Genomic DNA, 18,078 nt, shown 5'->3' on the forward strand with positions numbered 1-18,078 from the left:
CGGTGGCTGAAAGTACTAACGGCGGCGTCTACCCCCGGGGCATCAAGCTGGGGGTAGACGTCGGTAGCGTCCGGGTCGGTGTGGCCATCTGCGATCCCGACGGAATCCTGGCCACCCCGTTCAAGACCGTGAGCCGGGATGCCAAGAAGAACGCCGACGTCCGCGTCCTTGTCAAGCACGCCGTGGAACTGGGGGCGGTGCAGATCTTTGTAGGCCTTCCCCGCACCATGAAGGGCGAGGAACGCGCGTCTGCTGAAATGGCGACAGTGTACGCCGAACTCCTCGTCAGTGAGCTGGTGCGCGCCGGTTTGGACGTCCCCGTGAACCTCGTGGACGAGCGACTTTCAACTGTTACGGCACACCGCAACCTGCACGAAGCTGGCATGAGCAGCAAGAACCACCGTAAAGTGGTTGATCAGGTTGCCGCTGCTGGAATACTGCAGCACGCAATCGACATGCAAAAAGCCAGAGGTACGGACGTAGGCCGCCGAGTGCAGGCACCGGCGCAGTCCGAAAAACCCAGCAGTGCCCCAACGCTGCGGGATGCCTCGGGCAGTGAACCCGATTCTTCTACGAGGGGACTGCAACTGTGAGCCCGGTCAACAACGACCCCTCCAGCGGTACCGCCGGTGGCGGCATGCCACTGACCCGCAAAGAGCTGCGGGCGCGGGAACGATTCCTCGCCACGCAGAACCACAACGTCGTACCCGTTCCTGAAGCAACGCCCGGGGAATCCGCCCCGCCGGCGGACGTTGAACCCCCGCTGCCCCGCCCTGTTCCCGCAGTGCCTCCCGCGCCGGTTGCTCCACCGGTGCCCGTGGCTCCACCAGTACCCGTGGCCAGGCCTGCTGCTCCAGCGCCAATACCCGACGCTACGGCTTCGACGCCGGCTCATGCCGGCGAATCCAGTGATGTGCAAGCCCCTGTCGCGTCGAACCCCACTGAACCGGAACATGGTGTTGAACCGGAACATGGTGTTGAACCGGCGCATGACGAGGTCCATCAGGACAGCGAAGCTTCACAGGATGTCCCCGGGCATCACCACCCTGAACACGTAGATCCAGAACACTCAGATCCAGAACACGTCGCTTCAGAACACTCAGATCCTGAACACTCAGATCCGGAACACCTCGAACCTGTCCTCGTTGACGCTGGTCACCTGCCTGGCTTCGCTGAGCACGATGCCCACCACGGCTTCGAAGCCCATGCCGATCACCATGACGATCACCATGCCGATGAGCACCTTCACGACGAGCATCACCATGACCTCATTGCGCCCGTCGAGCAAACTGCATCATCCAAAGCAGCCGCGAAGAAGGCCAGGCGTCGTCGTCGTGTCCTCGCACTCCTGATCACGCTCGGTGTCTTCGTAGCCGCCATTGCCATCGGCGCGCAATTCCTCAAACCGCTGCTGGGAATGGATAAGGTCACCGACTATCCAGGACCCGGAACAGGGTCCGTGAATGTCACCGTGGCTGAGGGCTCCGGGCCCAAGGCCGTGGCCAACACCCTTGTGGCGAACAAGGTTGTGGCCGACGCCGACGCTTTCGTCAAGGAATTCTTGAGTGAGGGTGCCGAGTTGTCTCCCGGCGAATTCACGTTCCGCACGGAGATGAAGAACTCCGATGCCGTGGCAGTCCTTGCCAATAAGGACGCCTCAAAGGTGATGTATTTCGCCCTGAGTGCGGGCCTGCGCATCAATGAATCGTTGGAAGCCATTTCCAAGGGTTCGGGCATCTCCATGCAGGAACTCAATGCACTCAACCAGGCCCCGGCACAGTTCGGCATTCCGTCCAAGGCCAAGAACCTGGAAGGCTTCCTTGCCCCGGGGGAGTACCGCTTTCCGCTCGGCACGCCGGCCAAGGAGATCGTCCAGAAGCTGGTAACCACCACTCTGGACGAACTCAAATCCCAGGGAATCACCGATCCCGCCAAGCAGTACGACGCCGTCACCATTGCCAGCATCGTGCAGGCTGAGGGTGGTCAGGCGGACTACGGCAACGTGGCGGGCGCCATCTATAACAGGCTGAAGCCAAACAATGTGGAAACCAGCGGACTTATCCAGTCCGATGCCACTGTGACGTACGGCTTGGGCAAGAAGTCCTTCCACCTCACGGAGGAAGAGAAGGCCGATAAGTCCAATACGTACAACACGTACGCCAACGTCGGCCTTCCGGCCGGACCGATCGGCTCACCGGGCAAGACAGCCATCGATGCTGCGGCCAAGCCCACACAAAATGACTACCTCTACTGGGTGACCATCAACCTGGACACCAAGGAGACCAAGTTCTCCAAGACGCTGGCGGAGCACAACACCTACGTTGAGCAGTACAACGCGTGGTGCCAGGCCAATGCGGGACGGTGTGTGTGAGTCGTCGTGCCGCAGTCCTGGGGCATCCGATCTCGCATTCGAAATCCCCGGCCCTGCACACCGCTGCCTACGCCAAGCTTGGCGTCGACATTGAATACTCGGCGATTGACGTCACCGTGGACGGCCTTCCGTCGTTCATGGAGTCCCTCCGTGGTGACGACTCATGGTGCGGCCTTTCGGTAACCATGCCGCTGAAGTCGGCGATGATCGGGCAAGTCGATGAAGTCCGCGGCGCCGGGGCCCACTTGGGCGTCATCAACACGGTTGTTTTCGAGCGCGACGGCGGAACGATGCTTCGCGTGGGTTACAACACCGATGTTGCGGGGATTGTTGAATCGGTCAGGTATGCCGGTGTGGTTTCCGCGCCCCATGCCGCCATCCTTGGTGGTGGCGGTACGGCGGCTGCAGCTGTGGCTGCGGCGTATGAACTCGGTGCCAGGCACGTTGACGTTTTCGTTCGGGACGCGGGACGGGCCGGCGACGCGGAAGCCGCGGCTGCCGCCGTCGGAATTTCCCTCAGCGTCAGGCCTTTGACCGGGGCGGCCACCGCGCTGGCGGGCACGGACCTGGTGATTTCGACGTTTCCGCCGCGTGCGGCCGATCCCTTGGCCGAGGAGCTCGCAGAGTTGCCGGGAACCGGGGCCGGTGTCCTGTTGGACGTCGCGTACGATCCCTGGCCCAGCCGCCTCGCGGAAGTGTGGCACGGCCATGGGGGAGCGGTGGTCCCTGGCCTGGAGATGCTGATGTATCAGGCGGCCGAGCAGATCAGGCGCTTCAGCGGCTGTGACGTTGACGGCGCCGTCATAGATGTGATGTGCGACTCAGTCGGGCTTCCCCGGCGAGTGTTCTAGACGCCTTACATGGCAGGATTGGTTATATGTTGCGTTGGTTGACTGCCGGTGAATCCCATGGTCCGGCTCTGATCGGAATTGTTGAAGGCGTGCCCGCCGGTGTTGAACTCACCAGCGGGCAGATTCGTGACGCGTTGGCGCGTCGCCGCCTGGGCTATGGACGTGGTGCCCGCATGAAGTTTGAACAGGACGAGGTCACCATCATGGGTGGCGTCCGGCATGGCCTGACCCAGGGTGGGCCCGTGGCCATCCAGGTTGGCAACACCGAGTGGCCCAAGTGGGAGCAGATTATGTCTGCGGACCCAGTGGACCCCGAAGTCCTCGCCGACCAGGCGCGCAACGCACCGCTTACCCGCCCCCGCCCGGGCCACGCCGATTTCACCGGAATGCAGAAGTACGGCTTTGACGAAGCCCGTCCGGTCCTGGAGCGTGCCAGCGCACGCGAGACGGCTACCCGTGTGGCTTTGGGTACCGTGGCCGCCCAATTCCTGAAGCAGTTGGGAATTGAGCTGGTGAGTCACACGGTTTCCATCGCCAGCGTGACGGTTCCTGAGGGTCGTCCCTTGCCGCTGCCCCGGGACGTCATAGCCCTCGACGCCGACCCCCTGCGGTGCTTTGACCGCGAGACATCGGACGCCATGGTGGCCGAGGTGGATGCGGCGCATAAAGAAGGCGAAACCCTGGGCGGCGTGGTTGAGGTCCTTGCTTACGGACTTCCTCCAGGACTTGGAAGCTACGTCCACTGGGACCGGCGTCTTGATTCCCGCTTGGCCGCTGCGCTCATGGGCATCCAAGCCATCAAGGGCGTGGAAGTTGGTGACGGCTTCCTCACAGCTGCCCGCCGCGGCTCGGCTGCCCACGATGAGATCCTCAAGGACGACCAAGGCAAGATCGTCCGCCAGACCAACCGGGCTGGTGGTATTGAAGGCGGGATGAGCATCGGCGAAGTCCTGCGCGTCCGCGCTGCCATGAAGCCGATCGCCACCGTTCCACGTGCATTGCGCACCATTGATGTGAGCACGGGTGAGCCTGCCAAGGCCCACCACCAGCGTTCGGACGTCTGTGCGGTTCCCGCTGCGGGCGTTGTCGCCGAAGCCATGGTTGCCCTTGTCCTGGCGGAGGCTGTTGCCGAGAAGTTCGGCGGCGACTCTGTTGCCGAGACCCAGCGGAACCTGCAGAGCTACCTCGACAGCATCCCGGCCACCCTGGACTCGGTCGGCCGGTAGTGGTCCGCGTTATTGCGGACGGCTGTCCGGGCCGTCCCGTCGTCCTGGTGGGACCAATGGCTGTTGGAAAGTCGGCCATTGGCCAGCAACTGGCACAGCAACTCGGTCTCCCGTTCGTGGACACCGACGCTGTGGTGGTAGCCGCCCACGGTAGCATCGCTGATATTTTCGCGGGGCGTGGCGAACACGCCTTCCGCGAAATCGAAGCACGGGCAGTGGCGAAGTCCATCGAAAACGCCAAGGCCCAACCAGCTGTTATTTCCTTGGGTGGTGGGGCCGTTCTTGACTCCGGGACACAGCAATTGCTGGAAGAGTGCACCGTGGTCTACCTCGAATGTGACGCAGAGACAGTCGCCGACCGCATAGCGCGGAACACTGGGAGGCCTTTGCTGCAGGGCGATGCAATGACCCGCTGGGAAGCCTTGTTTGCCACCAGGCGTCCTGTGTATGAGCGGCTGGCGGACATCGTCATGGATGTCCGTTCGGGATCCGTGGCGGAAATCGGCCTCCACCTGGAGGAGCGGCTGCGCCAGCATGCAGCCTTGAAAGAGGAAGTTGAAAAGTGAGCAACGAAGCAACTGTCATCAAGGTGACCGGCCAGTCTGTCAATGAGAACTACGACGTCGTGGTGGGGCGCGGCCTGTTGGAGACCCTTCCCGCCAAGCTTGGCGAGCGTGTCCGGCGCGTTCTCGTCATCCACCCCCGCGCCCTTCGCCTGACGGGCGATACCGTACGCGATGAGCTTGAGACCGCTGGTTTCACCGCGCTGACGGCCGAAATCCCGGACGCCGAAGAGGGCAAGCACATCCAGGTGGCGGCTTTCTGCTGGCAAGTACTGGGGCAGAACGATTTCACGCGCTCCGACGCCATTGTGGCTGTTGGCGGCGGCGCTGTCACTGACCTTGCCGGCTTCGTGGCTGCCACGTGGCTCCGTGGGGTCAAGGTCATCCACATGCCCACCAGCCTGCTTGGCATGGTGGATGCCTCTGTAGGTGGAAAGACCGGCATCAACACTGCCGAGGGCAAGAACCTGGTGGGTTCCTTCCACCCGCCGGCCGCTGTACTGGCAGATCTGGACACCCTTCAGACCCTGCCGAAGAACGAGCTTATTTCCGGCATGGCTGAGGTCATTAAGTGCGGCTTCATCGCCGATCCTGCCATCCTGGACCTGATCGAGAAGAACACCGACGCCGTGATGGACCCGGGTTCGGACGTTGTGCGCGAACTCATTGAGCGTGCCATCACCGTCAAGGCCGACGTCGTTTCGCAAGACCTCAAGGAATCCGGCCTCAGGGAAATCCTGAACTACGGCCACACCTTGGGCCACGCCATTGAGCTGGTGGAACGCTATTCGTGGCGGCACGGTGCCGCTGTTTCGGTGGGCATGATGTTCGCTGCGGAGTTGTCGCGGAGCGTAGGCCGATTGTCCGATACTGATGCAGACCGGCACCGGACCATCCTGGAAAGCCTGGGACTTCCGACTACCTACCGCCGTGACCGTTGGCAGGGTCTGCTCGATGGCATGCGCCGGGACAAGAAGTCCCGTGGCGACTTGCTGCGTTTCGTTGTCCTTGACGGCGTAGCCAAGCCCGGCATCCTGGACGTTCCCGACACCTCCCTCCTGTTTGCCGCCTACCAGGAGATCGCATCATGACCGTTGCACTGCGTGAAGGCGTCAGCGACTGGCCGACCGCGGGCTTCCCGGGCGTTCGGATGAACCCGGACACCCTGCTGCCCGTGGTCGTCAACGAGGAAGTCATGGAGTCTGCTCTTGCGGCCTCGGATGACCCCGCTGACCGCATCATGGCGCTTCTGCTCGAAAACCAGCCCAACGAAGCTGCGGAACTCCTGGCTGAAGCCCGCTACAAAGACCCTGAGTCATTCCGGCTCCGTATTTTCGAAGCGGAAGTCCACAGGGCCACCAACCGCCTGGACCGGGCTGTCCAGTTGTTTCGACACCTGTTGCAGGACGTTCAAGGAAGTTCCAAGGAAGCGATTGTGCACCAGTACTTGGGGCGGGCATATTTTGTCAGCGGGAATGCGTTGGCAGCGTCCGAGGAGTTCGCCAAGGCCCTGGATTTGCGGGTCGCCATGGCTGCCGATGCGGCGCTGATCTACTCATCGGCCGTAGCCCTGCAGAGGGCCCGCAACGTACTCGAAGTCGCTTCCTGAAAGCTGCTTGGATCACCCTTCGCAAGCCAACGGCCTATTTGCCGGTAGAATGGTTCTTGGATTTTTGATAAATACGCGCTGGCGGGCCGTTTGGCATGCCTGCTTGGCATAGACGAACTGGCAGCTTGAACCAGTGAGAGAAACCTGAGGATACGAGTGGCAACCACAAACGACATCAAGAACGGTACCGTACTGAAGCTCGAGGGCCAGCTCTGGAACATCATCGAGTTCCAGCACGTCAAGCCGGGCAAGGGCGGCGCCTTCGTTCGCACCAAGATGCGCAACGTCATGTCCGGCAAGGTGGTCGACAAGACCTTCAACGCCGGACTGAAGATCGAAACCGCTACGGTTGACCGCCGTGATTACCAGTACCTGTACCAGGATGGCGAAGACTTCGTTTTCATGGACACCCAGGACTTCGACCAGATCACCGTCTCCGGTGCCACTGTTGGCGACGCCACCAACTTCATGCTTGAGAACCAGATGGTCAACATTGCCATCCACGAGGGCAACCCGCTGTACATCGAACTGCCGCCGAGCGTTGTCCTCGAAATCACCTACACGGAGCCGGGCCTTCAGGGCGACCGCTCCTCGGCCGGCACCAAGCCGGCTACCGTTGAAACCGGCTACGAGATCCAGGTTCCGCTGTTCGTTGAGCAGGGCACCAAGGTCAAGGTCGACACCCGCGATGGCAGCTACTTGGGCCGGGTTAACGACTAGTGAGCGCACGCGGTAAAGCCCGTAGCAGGGCACTCGAAGTACTTTTCGAGGCGGAGCAACGCTCCGTTTCGGCTTTTGACGCCATGACAGCGCGCCGGGAGAAGACAGATCTGATCATCAACCCTTACACGGTGGAAATCGTGGAAGGTGTTGTTTCCATGCAGGCAACCATTGACGAGTTCCTGGAGACGTACGCGCAGGGCTGGACGTTGGAGCGGATGCCGTCCGTGGACCGGATCATCCTTCGGATCGGTGCCTGGGAACTCCTCTACAATGACGAGGTTCCCGATGGCGTAGCCGTCAGCGAGGCCGTGGCGCTTGCCAAGACGATGTCCACGGACGAGTCCCCGGCCTTCATCAACGGCCTCCTGGGCCGTCTTCAGAAGCTCAAGCCCTCGCTTCTCGCGTAGACAGTTGTTGGCGAGCTGAGATGGTAAAAGGACCCGCATCCACAGGATGCGGGTCCTTTTGTATTACTGGAGGACCGCCGCCCTGAGGCCAGGGATGCTGCTGAGGTGTTCAAGTTCGTCCTGCTGGTGAACGTGGACATCGCGGCCGCTGAGTACTCGCTGGCGCGTGAACGCCAAGGCGGTGGCTTCGCGGATGAAGGCTTTCATCTGTGAGGCACGGCCGCGCGAAGACGCCCAGCGGACAGCCTGCCGGCGGCCCCTGGAGGTGGCCAGCATCTCCACTTCGGCGGGGGTGAACCAACCTGCCCTGGCATACTCCAGGAGCCGCTGGCGCGTGAGTTTTCCTTCGGCTACCCGGAGCAGGATGATGCCCACTGCCGCTACAAGGAAGATGGGCACCTGGACCACGAAGTACTCCACCAGGAAGTTCTGGCCCATGCTGTTCCAGCGGTTGTGCAGGAACATTGCGGGAATCAGGCCGATGAAGAATGCCAGCACCGCATATCCGGAGTGCCACTTCCGGGCAGCAAAGCCCATGATCAGGCCAGTTGTCCCGGTGAATACAGCGTGGGCGAAGGGCGACATGACGCCGCGGAGGATGAAGATACGGACCAAGTCCGTCCCGGGATCGGTGGACGAGGCGATTTCCCGTCCGAAGTAGAGGATGTTCTCTGTGAAGGCAAAGCCAGCGGCGATGGTGAAAGCGAACACTACGCCGTCCACGGGCCCGTCGAAGTATTTCCGCGCGGCCAAAATCAGTACCAGCAACCCCAGCGACTTGGTGAATTCCTCCACGATGGGGGCTTGGACGGTGGCCATGAAGTAGGTGAAGGCTTCTTCACTGCTGGTTGGTGCGGCGAGTGCGAAGAGAGGCTGGATGAGCAGTGTCCCGGCAATGGACACCGCGGCGCCCCAGGTGAAGGCGAACCACAGGAGCCTTTTCGGCTCAGGCTCCCAGCGATCGATGAAGCGTACCGTCAGGAGAACCACGGACAACGGAATCAATGACGCCATGAAACCGATCACGAAGCCCGTCACTCCGGTATTGCCCAACAGGAATGGCACCACCAGAAGAAGACTGGCAAGGGCAAGCACCCCACCAATAATGATCAAAGGGAGGGTGCCCAACGACCGGCGGCTGCGCGGTGCTGGTGGCATGGCCCAGGTTTGCTGGGGGAGTGACGCCGGATTGCCTGGAGCGGGCTGGTAGTTCGCTGGCTGCACACGGCCAATCCAGGTGGGGTTGGCGCCAGGTTCCAGGTAAGGCCGCGGATAGGGGTGTCCGCCAGCTTGCCCGTGGGGGTTCATGGTCATGGTGATGAGCCTATTCCACAGTGCCGGATGTGAGCTTAAACTCACGCCCGGCGGAGGAGCCCGGTGAGGTTGGAAAGGGCCGCTGTGGTAGTTTTGAAAAGCAAATATTCCTTTTTTAATTCCGTCCAGTGAGGCGGGGAAAGGGGAGACGAGCGATGACTGAAGTCACTTCAGCGCACGTGCCGTCGCGGGTTGTCCTCAATCAGGCGGACATTGATCGTGCGCTCACTCGTATCGCCCACGAGATCCTCGAAGCCAACAAAGGCTCCCAGGACCTGGTTCTGTTGGGCATTCCCAGCCGCGGCTACCCTTTGGCCGTGCGGCTTGCCAACAAGATCGCAGCGGCCGATCCTACGGTCAACGCCGAAACGATGGTCGGCCAATTGGATGTGACCATGTTCCGCGATGACCTCTCGCACCAGCCCACGCGGCCACCACGCCATACCAGGCTCCCGTTGTCCGGCATCGACAACAAGGTTGTTGTCCTGATCGATGACGTCCTGTATTCGGGCCGCACCATTCGCGCCGCGCTGGATGCCTTGGTAGACCTGGGCCGCCCACGGATTGTGCGCTTGGCTGTGCTGGTGGACAGGGGCCACCGCGAGCTCCCCATCCGCGCGGACCACGTCGGCAAGAACCTTCCCACCTCTTCTTCGGAAAAGGTCCGTGTCCACCTGGAAGAAATCGACTCCGTGGACGGCGTGCCTGTCAACGAGGTAGTTATCGAGGCAGGCAAGTGAAGCACCTCCTTTCCACTGAAAACCTGAGCGCTTTCGACGCCATCCGTGTATTGGACACTGCGGAGGAAATGTCCGCTGTGGGGGAGCGTGAAGTAAAGAAGCTGCCGGCCTTGCGCGGCCGGACCGTGGTGAACCTCTTCTTTGAGGACTCCACCCGCACGCGTATTTCCTTTGAGGCAGCCGCCAAACGGCTGTCTGCGGACGTCATCAACTTCGCGGCCAAGGGCTCCTCGGTGTCCAAAGGGGAATCCCTCAAGGACACGGCGCAAACCCTCGCCGCAATGGGCGCGGACGCTGTCGTCATCCGCCACTGGGCGTCCGGAGCGCCGCACCGGCTCGCTGCCACGGACTGGATCGACGCCGCAGTGATCAACGCCGGTGACGGCACCCACGAACACCCAACGCAAGCACTCCTGGATGCCTTCACCATGCGCCGGCACTGGTCCCAGGTCAACGGCACCGGGTCAACCGGAGCGGATCTCAAGGGCATGCGGGTAGCGATTGCCGGCGATGTCCTGCACTCCCGTGTTGCACGGTCCAACGTCTGGTTGCTGAAGACCCTTGGCGCCGAGGTCACCCTGGTGGCGCCACCCACGCTGCTGCCCATCGGCGTCGAGCACTGGCCTTGCAAGGTCAGCTACAACCTGGACCAGACGCTGGAGGCCGGCACCGACGCCATGATGATGCTGCGCGTCCAGGGCGAACGTATGAATGCCTCATTCTTCCCTTCGACCCGCGAGTACTCGCGCAGGTGGGGTTTCGACGACGCCAGGCTCCGTGCCCTGGATGACCTCGGCATGAAAGACACCATCATCATGCACCCGGGCCCCATGAACAGGGGACTGGAAATTTCTTCGGCCGCCGCCGATTCGCCGCGCTCCACTGTGCTTGCCCAAGTGCGCAACGGTGTTTCGGTCCGTATGGCCGCCCTCTACCTGCTGCTCTCCGGAGACTCCCGCGAAGCCGCCCCGAACGCAAGCCAGTCCAGCAAGGAGACCAACTGATGGCCGAGAACACCTACCTGATTCGTGGGGCCGCCATCCTCGGCGGCGAAGCTGAAGACCTCTTGATCCGCAACGGCACGATCGAAGCGCGGGGCAAGGACCTCTCCGCAGACGACGCGACTGTCGTCGATGCCGCTGGCCTGATTGCCCTGCCGGGCATGGTGGACGTTCACACCCACTTGCGCGAACCCGGCCGCGAAGACGCCGAGACAGTGGAGACAGGCACCCGCGCCGCAGCATTGGGCGGCTTCACGGCAGTCCACGCGATGGCCAACAGCAACCCTGTGGCGGACACTGCGGGCGTCGTGGAACAGGTTCATAGCCTGGGCCGCGCGTCCGGTTGGGTGGATGTTCGTCCCGTGGGCGCAGTTACTGTGGGACTGGCCGGTGAGCAGCTTGCAGAGTTGGGCGCCATGGCCGACTCACGCGCCCAGGTCCGGATGTTCTCCGACGACGGCATTTGCGTCCACGACCCCGTCCTGATGCGCCGCGCGCTGGAATACGTGAAGGCGTTCGACGGCGTGGTGGCCCAGCACGCGCAGGAACCCCGCCTCACCGCCGGGGCACAGATGAACGAAGGCACAGTCTCCGCCGTGCTTGGACTCACCGGATGGCCCGCCGTTGCCGAGGAGAGCATCATTGCCCGCGATGTCCTGCTTGCGCAGCATGTTGGTTCGCGGCTGCACGTCTGCCACGTCTCTACGGCCGGATCCGTTGAAATCGTCCGATGGGCAAAGGCCCGTGGGATCAACGTCACGGCCGAAGTCACACCACACCACCTGCTCCTCACGGATGAACTGGTCCGCAGCTACGACCCCGTGTACAAGGTCAACCCGCCGCTGCGTACCGATGCCGACGTCCAGGCGCTTCGCGAGGGCCTCGCCGACGGCACCATCGACGTCGTGGGAACCGACCACGCTCCGCACCCCAGCGAGCACAAGGAATGCGAGTGGGCCCAGGCTGCCATGGGCATGACCGGTCTGGAAACCGCGCTTTCCGTGGTTCAGGAGACCATGATCGAAACAGGCCTCATGACGTGGGCCGACTTCGCGCGGGTTACCTCCTTTACGCCCGCAGTCATCGGTCGTGTCGCTGACCAGGGCCGCCCGTTGGAGGTTGGCGAACCTGCCAACGTCATCCTGGTGGACCCGGCTGCGCGTTGGACCGTCGACCCCCATAAAATGGCAACCATGGGCCGCAATTCACCGTTCAAGGGCAAGGAGCTGCCCGGAACCGTGGTGGCGACCTTCTTCAAAGGCCACCCCACGGTGCTCGACGGCCAGCTCAACACGCCGTACCGGTATCCGGCAGTCAGCAGCAACTAATGGACAACCAGACACTTACCGTGGTGATCACGGTGCCGTTGATCGTCGTCGTCCTGGCGATGATCTGGTTGGGATGGCGGAACCGGCTGAGGCGACAAGCCGACGTCGAGCGCCTTCCTGAGGTACCGGAACAGCTGACGCCGGCCACCGTCGTCGGGGATGGCCAGTACGTAGCCACCACAACGGCGGGCGACTGGCTTGACCGGATCGCGGTGCAGGGCCTTGGCATCCGGACCAATGCGGAATTGAGCATCCACGCTGAAGGCGTGCTGTTCGACCGCTCCGGTGCAGCCCCGGTCTTCATCCCGCGCTCCGCCCTGGTGGACAGCCGGGAAGCCAACGGCATGGCCGGGAAGTTCGTCGAAAAGGACGGGCTCCTGGTCATCAGCTGGAAGCTTGGCGCCCGGGAGCTCGACACCGGATTCCGATCCAGGCACGCCGCCGACAAGCACCTCCTCCTCGAAGCCCTCCAAGAATTGATCTCCGCAGCCCCTCAGGCAGATGCCGATAGTGGAAAGTAATAAAGTGACGGATAGTAAAGCAGCCACCACAACCACCCCCTCAGCAGCAGTGCTGGTCCTCGAAGACGGCCGCATGTTCCGCGGCCGCAGCTACGGAGCCCAGGGAACCGCGCTCGGTGAGGCCGTCTTCGCCACCGGAATGACCGGCTACCAGGAGACCATCACCGATCCCTCCTACGCTCGCCAGCTGGTGGTCCAGACTGCGCCACACATCGGCAACACCGGTGTCAACAGCGAAGACGCTGAGTCCCGCCGCATCTGGGTGGCCGGGTACATCGTTCGCGATGCCGCCCGCCGCCCCTCCAACTGGCGCTCCGAACGCAGCCTCGACGACGAACTGGTGGAGCAAGGAATTGTTGGCATCCAAGGCGTCGACACGCGTGCCATCACCCGCCACCTCCGTGAGCACAAGACCATGCGCGCAGGCATCTTCTCGGGCGAAGCCGCAAAGGCCACCGACAAGGAACTGCTGGACGCCGTCCTGGCCAGTGCGCCCATGGAAGGCGCAGCGCTGGCTGAGGAAGTCTCCATCGACGAGGCCTACGTGGTGGAACCCAAGGACCACGGTTGGGAAGGCGAACCGCGCTTCTCCATTGCGGCCGTTGACCTCGGCATCAAGGCGATGACCCCGGTGCGCTTCGCAGAGCGCGGCGTCCGCGTGCACGTCCTGCCTGCCACGTCCACGCTCGAGGACGTCAACGCGGTCAACCCTGACGGCTTCTTCATGTCCAACGGTCCTGGCGACCCGGCCACCGCCGAACACCAGGTTTCGCTGCTGCGATCGGTACTGGACGAGAAACTGCCGTACTTCGGCATCTGCTTCGGTAACCAGATCCTTGGCCGTGCCCTCGGCTTTGGCACGTACAAACTCCGCTACGGCCACCGCGGCATCAACCAGCCCGTCATGGACCGCCGGACCGGCAAGGTTGAAATCACTTCACAGAACCACGGCTTCGCCGTTGACGCACCGCTGAACGGTTCCACCGTGGCACCGGAAGAGCGCTACGGCCGCGTGGAAGTCAGCCACGTTTCGTTGAATGACGACGTCGTAGAAGGGCTCGCCTGCCTCGACATCCCGGCGTTCTCGGTCCAGTACCACCCCGAAGCCGCGGCCGGCCCCCACGATGCCGCGTACCTCTTCGACCGCTTCATCGACCTTATGGCCGATACCAAGTCCAAGGCCACAGGCGCCACCTCCACCGACTCCAAGACTGAGGACAAGAAGTAATGCCAAAGCGTACAGATCTCAAGAGCGTCCTCGTCATCGGTTCCGGCCCTATCGTCATCGGCCAGGCGGCTGAGTTCGACTACTCCGGCACCCAGGCCCTGCGGGTCCTCAAGGAGGAGGGCCTTCGGGTCATCCTCGTGAACTCCAACCCGGCCACCATCATGACGGACCCCGAGTTCGCCGATGCCACCTACGTTGAGCCCATCACCCCGGAGGTGGTGGAGAAGATCATCGCCAAGGAGCGTCCTGACGCCATCCTGCCCACCCTGGGTGGCCAGACGGCACTGAACACGGCCATCGCGCTGGACAAGAACGGCGTGCTGGAGAAGTACAACGTGGAACTCATTGGCGCGAACATCGCTGCCATTGAGCTCGGCGAGGACCGCGAGAAGTTCAAGGGCGTCGTGGAGCGTTGTGGCGCCGAGTCCGCGCGGAGCCACATCATCCACACCATGGAAGAGGCCTTCGCTGCTGCGGAAGACCTCGGCTACCCCATGGTGGTCCGTCCTTCCTTCACCATGGGTGGCCTGGGCTCCGGTCTGGCGTACAACGAGGACGACCTCCGCCGCATCGTCGGCCAGGGCCTCCAGTACAGCCCCACCACCGAGGTCTTGCTCGAAGAGAGCATCCTCGGCTGGAAGGAATACGAGCTTGAGATGATGCGCGACAAGAACGACAACGTCGTTGTTGTGTGCTCCATCGAGAACTTCGACCCCGTGGGTGTCCACACCGGTGACTCCATCACGGTTGCTCCGGCGCTGACCCTCACGGACCGGGAATACCAAAAGCTGCGCGACGTCTCCATTGCCGTCATCCGCGAAGTCGGCGTGGACACCGGTGGCTGCAACATCCAGTTCGCCATCGACCCCGCCACGGGCCGTGTTGTAGTCATCGAAATGAACCCGCGCGTATCCCGCTCATCTGCCCTGGCTTCGAAGGCAACCGGCTTCGCCATTGCCAAGATCGCCACCAAGCTCTCCCTGGGCTACACCCTGGACGAGATCCCGAACGACATCACGCAGAAGACGCCGGCCTCGTTCGAGCCGACCCTGGACTACGTCGTGGTCAAGGTTCCGCGCTTCGCGTTCGAGAAGTTCCCGGCCGCGGACAACACGCTGACCACCACCATGAAGTCCGTCGGCGAAGCCATGGCCATGGGCCGCAACTTCACCGAAGCCCTGCAGAAGGCACTCCGCTCCCTGGAACAGAAGGGTTCGCAGCTGGACTTCAGCTCCGTGCCGGAGTACGAAGTGGCCGAGCTGATCGAGAAGGCCAAGCGTCCCACCACGGATCGCCTGCACCAGGTGCAGCGAGCCATGCTGGGCGGCGCCAGCGTCGAGGATCTCTTCGAGGCCACCAAGATCGACCCCTGGTTCCTGGACCAGCTGCAGTTGCTCAATGAGACCGCGCAGGAGATCCGCAAGGCCGGCGTGCTGACCGAGGAAATGCTGCGCAACGCCAAGCGCCACGGTTTCTCCGACGAGCAGATCGGTGCTTTGACACACAACAACGAGGCAGTAGTCCGGGGCGTCCGCCAGGCCCTGGGTATCCGCCCGGTGTACAAGACGGTGGACACGTGCGCTGCAGAGTTCGCCGCGTACACCCCTTACCACTACTCGTCCTATGACGAAGAGGACGAAGTTGGACTGCACGCCAAGCCGTCCGTCATCATCCTCGGCTCCGGCCCCAACCGCATCGGTCAGGGCATTGAGTTCGACTACTCCTGCGTGCACGCCTCCATGGCCCTGCGCAAGGCCGGCTACGAGACCGTCATGGTCAACTGCAACCCGGAGACTGTCTCCACCGACTACGACGTCTCAACCCGCCTCTACTTCGAACCGCTGACCCTTGAGGATGTCCTTGAAGTCATCGCAGCGGAGGAGCGCACCGGTGGCGTCATGGGTGTCTTCGTGCAGCTCGGAGGCCAGACCCCGCTGAAGCTGGCACAGCAGCTCGCCGATGCCGGCGTTCCCATCCTGGGCACGTCGCCGGAAGCGATCGACCTTGCTGAGCACCGTGGCGCCTTTGCCCGCGTCCTGGACGAAGCAGGCCTGACTTCCCCGAAGAACGGCACCGCTGTTTCCTTCGAGGACGCCAAGAAGATCGCCGACGAAATCGGCTACCCAGTGCTGGTTCGGCCGTCCTACGTCCTGGGCGGCCGTGGCATGGAGATCGTCTATGACGAGGCCAACCTCTCCCGCTATATCGCCAACGCCACGGAAATCACCCCGGACCACCCGGTGCTGATCGACCGCTTCCTCGAGGATGCGGTGGAGATCGACGTCGACGCACTCTTCGACGGCACCGACATGTACCTCGGCGGCATCATGGAGCACATCGAAGAAGCGGGTATCCACTCCGGTGACTCGGCCTGCGTCCTGCCCCCGATCACCCTTGGCAACAACGTGATCGAGCGCGTGCGTACGGCAACCCGTGCCATCGCCGAAGGCGTGGGCGTCCGCGGCCTCATCAACATCCAGTTCGCGTTGGCTTCCGACGTCCTGTACGTCCTCGAAGCCAACCCGCGCGCTTCCCGTACCGTTCCGTTCGTTTCCAAGGCAACGGGTGTACAGATGGCCAAGGCTGCCGCCCTCATCGGTACCGGCGTCACCATCAACCAGCTCCGCAGCGCCTACAAGATGCTGCCGGAAACCGGTGACGGTTCCACCCTGCCTTTGGACGCGCCGGTTGCCGTCAAGGAAGCAGTCCTGCCGTTCAGCCGCTTCCGCACCCCGGAAGGAAAGGTCGTCGACTCCCTGCTCGGCCCGGAAATGCGCTCCACCGGTGAAGTCATGGGTATCGACAAGCACTTCGACACCGCGTTCGCCAAGAGCCAGGCGGCTGCCAACAACGCACTGCCCACCGAGGGCAAGATCTTCGTGTCCGTGGCCAACCGCGACAAGCGCTCCGTCATCATGGGTGTCAAGCGGCTCTCGGACCTCGGCTTCGAAATCGTCTCCACCGGTGGCACGGCAGATGTCCTGCGCCGCAACGGCATCCAGGCGACTCCGGTCCGCAAGGTAGCCGAAGGCAGCAGCGCCGAAGGCGAAGGCACCATCGCCGACCTCGTCATCGCCGGCGAGATCGACATGGTCTTCAACACGCCTTCGGGTGGAGAAGCCCGCAGCGATGGATATGAACTCCGTGCTGCAGCAACGTCCATCGGAATTCCCTGCATCACCACCGTTGCCGAGTTCAACGCTGCAGTGCAGGCCATCGAGGCGCTGCGCACCTACGAATGGTCCGTGACCAGCCTGCAGGAGCACGCAGCCAACCTGGCAGCCGCAGTGGAAGCAGCCGATGCCTGAGTCCGCTTCTCCACAGCAGGCGCAGCAGCCGGCCCGGGAGTCCTTTGGCTCCCGGCTGGCTGCCGCCATGGCCGCGCGTGGTCCGCTCTGCGTCGGAATCGACCCGCATCCGCAGCTTTTGGCTGACTGGGGATTGAACGACGACGTCGCAGGGCTGGAGCGTTTCTCGTTGACAGTGGTGGAGGCCGTGGCTTCCCTCGCTGCCGCGGTCAAGCCGCAGGTGGCCCTTTATGAGCGCCACGGGTCTGCCGGGATGGCTGTCCTGGAGCGTACTCTGGCCGCGTCCGCGGAGTCGGGTGTGCTCAGCATCGCCGATGCGAAGCGGGGAGACATTGGCTCCACGATGGCAGCATATGCGGATGCCTGGTTGCGTGACGGGTCCTCCTTGGCGGCTGACTCTGTGACGCTGAGTCCTTACTTGGGCTTTGAGTCGCTGCGCCCCGCCTTGGACCTCGCAGCCCAGTACGGCAGGGGAGTGTTCGTGCTCGCGCTGACGTCGAACCCTGAAGGCAAGTCGGTCCAGCACATTGGCGGAAGCGATTCCGTTGCCCGCCGGATCATTGCTGCAGCTGCCGCTGAGAACCAGCGCTATGACGGATCCCTGGGCTCAGTTGGCTTGGTAGTAGGTGCCACTATTGGCTCCGCGCTGGAGGACCTGGATATCGATCTTGGCCCTGTTCGCGGTGCCATCCTCGCCCCGGGGCTCGGTGCCCAGGGAGCCACCCCTGCTGATCTCCGTAAGACCTTCGGGGCCGCGTATCCCACCGTACTGGCCACGTCCAGCCGTGGGATCCTTGCCGCTGGTCCTTCGGTGGAGGGTCTGCGCGCGGCCACCGCGGCGACGTTGGCCGGGCTTCGATCCGAGTAAATTGCCCACCCATTGCGCAA

Annotated in this window: 17 protein-coding genes; 16 read left to right on the top strand and 1 reads right to left on the bottom strand. The window is 62.9% G+C overall.

The features are described 5' to 3' along the window. Positions 1-2: 2 nt before the first annotated feature. From ruvX to nusB, 9 genes are all read left to right on the top strand, one after another. On the top strand, positions 3-593 hold the full coding sequence (gene ruvX / locus N7568_RS00775) for a Holliday junction resolvase RuvX (protein ID WP_261608018.1): 591 nt from the start codon (positions 3-5) through the stop codon (positions 591-593). Then, positions 590-2,371: an endolytic transglycosylase MltG gene (gene mltG, locus N7568_RS00780; RefSeq protein WP_261608019.1), complete on the top strand. Its 1,782-nt coding sequence runs from the start codon at positions 590-592 to the stop codon at positions 2,369-2,371. The genes ruvX and mltG overlap by 4 nt, the downstream gene beginning before the upstream one ends. After that, positions 2,368-3,222 carry a shikimate dehydrogenase family protein gene (locus N7568_RS00785; protein WP_261608020.1) on the top strand — a complete coding sequence of 285 codons (855 nt, stop codon included), beginning with the start codon at positions 2,368-2,370 and terminating at the stop codon, positions 3,220-3,222. The genes mltG and N7568_RS00785 overlap by 4 nt, the downstream gene beginning before the upstream one ends. 26 nt (positions 3,223-3,248) lie before the next feature. Continuing rightward, positions 3,249-4,448 carry a chorismate synthase gene (aroC, locus tag N7568_RS00790; RefSeq protein WP_261608021.1) on the top strand — a complete coding sequence of 400 codons (1,200 nt, stop codon included), beginning with the start codon at positions 3,249-3,251 and terminating at the stop codon, positions 4,446-4,448. Beyond that, the gene (locus N7568_RS00795) at positions 4,448-5,014 is read left to right on the top strand and encodes a shikimate kinase (RefSeq protein WP_261608022.1); all 567 of its coding nucleotides are present in this window, start codon (positions 4,448-4,450) and stop codon (positions 5,012-5,014) included. The genes aroC and N7568_RS00795 overlap by 1 nt, the downstream gene beginning before the upstream one ends. Continuing rightward, the gene (gene aroB / locus N7568_RS00800) at positions 5,011-6,102 is read left to right on the top strand and encodes a 3-dehydroquinate synthase (RefSeq protein ID WP_261608023.1); all 1,092 of its coding nucleotides are present in this window, start codon (positions 5,011-5,013) and stop codon (positions 6,100-6,102) included. The genes N7568_RS00795 and aroB overlap by 4 nt, the downstream gene beginning before the upstream one ends. After that, on the top strand, positions 6,099-6,620 hold the full coding sequence (locus tag N7568_RS00805) for a tetratricopeptide repeat protein (protein WP_261608024.1): 522 nt from the start codon (positions 6,099-6,101) through the stop codon (positions 6,618-6,620). Before aroB ends, N7568_RS00805 begins: the two co-directional genes overlap by 4 nt. Positions 6,621-6,776: 156 nt before the next feature. After that, complete coding sequence (gene efp / locus N7568_RS00810) at positions 6,777-7,340, top strand: elongation factor P (protein WP_261608025.1); 564 nt, start codon at positions 6,777-6,779, stop codon at positions 7,338-7,340. Next, positions 7,340-7,750 carry a transcription antitermination factor NusB gene (nusB, locus tag N7568_RS00815; protein ID WP_172324006.1) on the top strand — a complete coding sequence of 137 codons (411 nt, stop codon included), beginning with the start codon at positions 7,340-7,342 and terminating at the stop codon, positions 7,748-7,750. Before efp ends, nusB begins: the two co-directional genes overlap by 1 nt. 63 nt (positions 7,751-7,813) lie before the next feature. Here nusB and N7568_RS00820 read toward each other — a convergent pair whose 3' ends face one another. Further along, positions 7,814-9,109 carry a PrsW family intramembrane metalloprotease gene (locus tag N7568_RS00820; RefSeq protein WP_261608026.1) on the bottom strand — a complete coding sequence of 432 codons (1,296 nt, stop codon included), beginning with the start codon at positions 9,107-9,109 and terminating at the stop codon, positions 7,814-7,816. A 110-nt stretch (positions 9,110-9,219) separates the two neighbouring features. Between N7568_RS00820 and pyrR the strand changes: the two genes are divergently transcribed. From pyrR to pyrF, 7 genes are read left to right on the top strand one after another with little or no spacing between them, the layout of a single operon-like run. Further along, on the top strand, positions 9,220-9,804 hold the full coding sequence (gene pyrR / locus N7568_RS00825) for a bifunctional pyr operon transcriptional regulator/uracil phosphoribosyltransferase PyrR (RefSeq protein WP_014921974.1): 585 nt from the start codon (positions 9,220-9,222) through the stop codon (positions 9,802-9,804). Further along, a complete protein-coding gene (locus tag N7568_RS00830; protein WP_261608027.1) occupies positions 9,801-10,808 on the top strand; it encodes an aspartate carbamoyltransferase catalytic subunit in 1,008 nt (335 codons plus the stop codon). The genes pyrR and N7568_RS00830 overlap by 4 nt, the downstream gene beginning before the upstream one ends. After that, a complete protein-coding gene (locus tag N7568_RS00835; protein ID WP_261608028.1) occupies positions 10,808-12,133 on the top strand; it encodes a dihydroorotase in 1,326 nt (441 codons plus the stop codon). Before N7568_RS00830 ends, N7568_RS00835 begins: the two co-directional genes overlap by 1 nt. Continuing rightward, positions 12,133-12,654, top strand: a complete 522-nt coding sequence (locus N7568_RS00840; RefSeq protein ID WP_261608029.1) for a PH-like domain-containing protein — start codon at positions 12,133-12,135, stop codon at positions 12,652-12,654. Before N7568_RS00835 ends, N7568_RS00840 begins: the two co-directional genes overlap by 1 nt. Then, positions 12,635-13,882 (top strand): glutamine-hydrolyzing carbamoyl-phosphate synthase small subunit, encoded by a 1,248-nt coding sequence (gene carA, locus N7568_RS00845; RefSeq protein ID WP_261608030.1) that lies wholly within the window; start codon positions 12,635-12,637, stop codon positions 13,880-13,882. Before N7568_RS00840 ends, carA begins: the two co-directional genes overlap by 20 nt. Next, positions 13,882-17,190: a carbamoyl-phosphate synthase large subunit gene (gene carB, locus N7568_RS00850; protein WP_261608031.1), complete on the top strand. Its 3,309-nt coding sequence runs from the start codon at positions 13,882-13,884 to the stop codon at positions 17,188-17,190. The genes carA and carB overlap by 1 nt, the downstream gene beginning before the upstream one ends. Beyond that, positions 17,183-18,058: an orotidine-5'-phosphate decarboxylase gene (pyrF, locus tag N7568_RS00855; RefSeq protein WP_261608032.1), complete on the top strand. Its 876-nt coding sequence runs from the start codon at positions 17,183-17,185 to the stop codon at positions 18,056-18,058. Before carB ends, pyrF begins: the two co-directional genes overlap by 8 nt. Positions 18,059-18,078: the final 20 nt, after the last annotated feature.

Origin of the sequence: Paenarthrobacter aurescens (assembly GCF_025421775.1) — a bacterium.
Lineage (GTDB): Bacteria > Actinomycetota > Actinomycetes > Actinomycetales > Micrococcaceae > Arthrobacter > Arthrobacter aurescens_B.

Excerpts from the sequence above, each read along its gene's own strand:
- pyrF (WP_261608032.1), top strand. The coding sequence starts at position 17,183 with ATGCCTGAGTCCGCTTCTCCACAGCAGGCGCAGCAGCCGGCCCGGGAG.
- N7568_RS00835 (WP_261608028.1), top strand. The coding sequence starts at position 10,808 with ATGGCCGAGAACACCTACCTGATTCGTGGGGCCGCCATCCTCGGCGGC.
- aroC (WP_261608021.1), top strand. The coding sequence starts at position 3,249 with ATGTTGCGTTGGTTGACTGCCGGTGAATCCCATGGTCCGGCTCTGATC.
- carA (WP_261608030.1), top strand. The coding sequence starts at position 12,635 with ATGCCGATAGTGGAAAGTAATAAAGTGACGGATAGTAAAGCAGCCACC.
- carB (WP_261608031.1), top strand. The coding sequence starts at position 13,882 with ATGCCAAAGCGTACAGATCTCAAGAGCGTCCTCGTCATCGGTTCCGGC.
- N7568_RS00805 (WP_261608024.1), top strand. The coding sequence starts at position 6,099 with ATGACCGTTGCACTGCGTGAAGGCGTCAGCGACTGGCCGACCGCGGGC.
- N7568_RS00840 (WP_261608029.1), top strand. The coding sequence starts at position 12,133 with ATGGACAACCAGACACTTACCGTGGTGATCACGGTGCCGTTGATCGTC.
- pyrR (WP_014921974.1), top strand. The coding sequence starts at position 9,220 with ATGACTGAAGTCACTTCAGCGCACGTGCCGTCGCGGGTTGTCCTCAAT.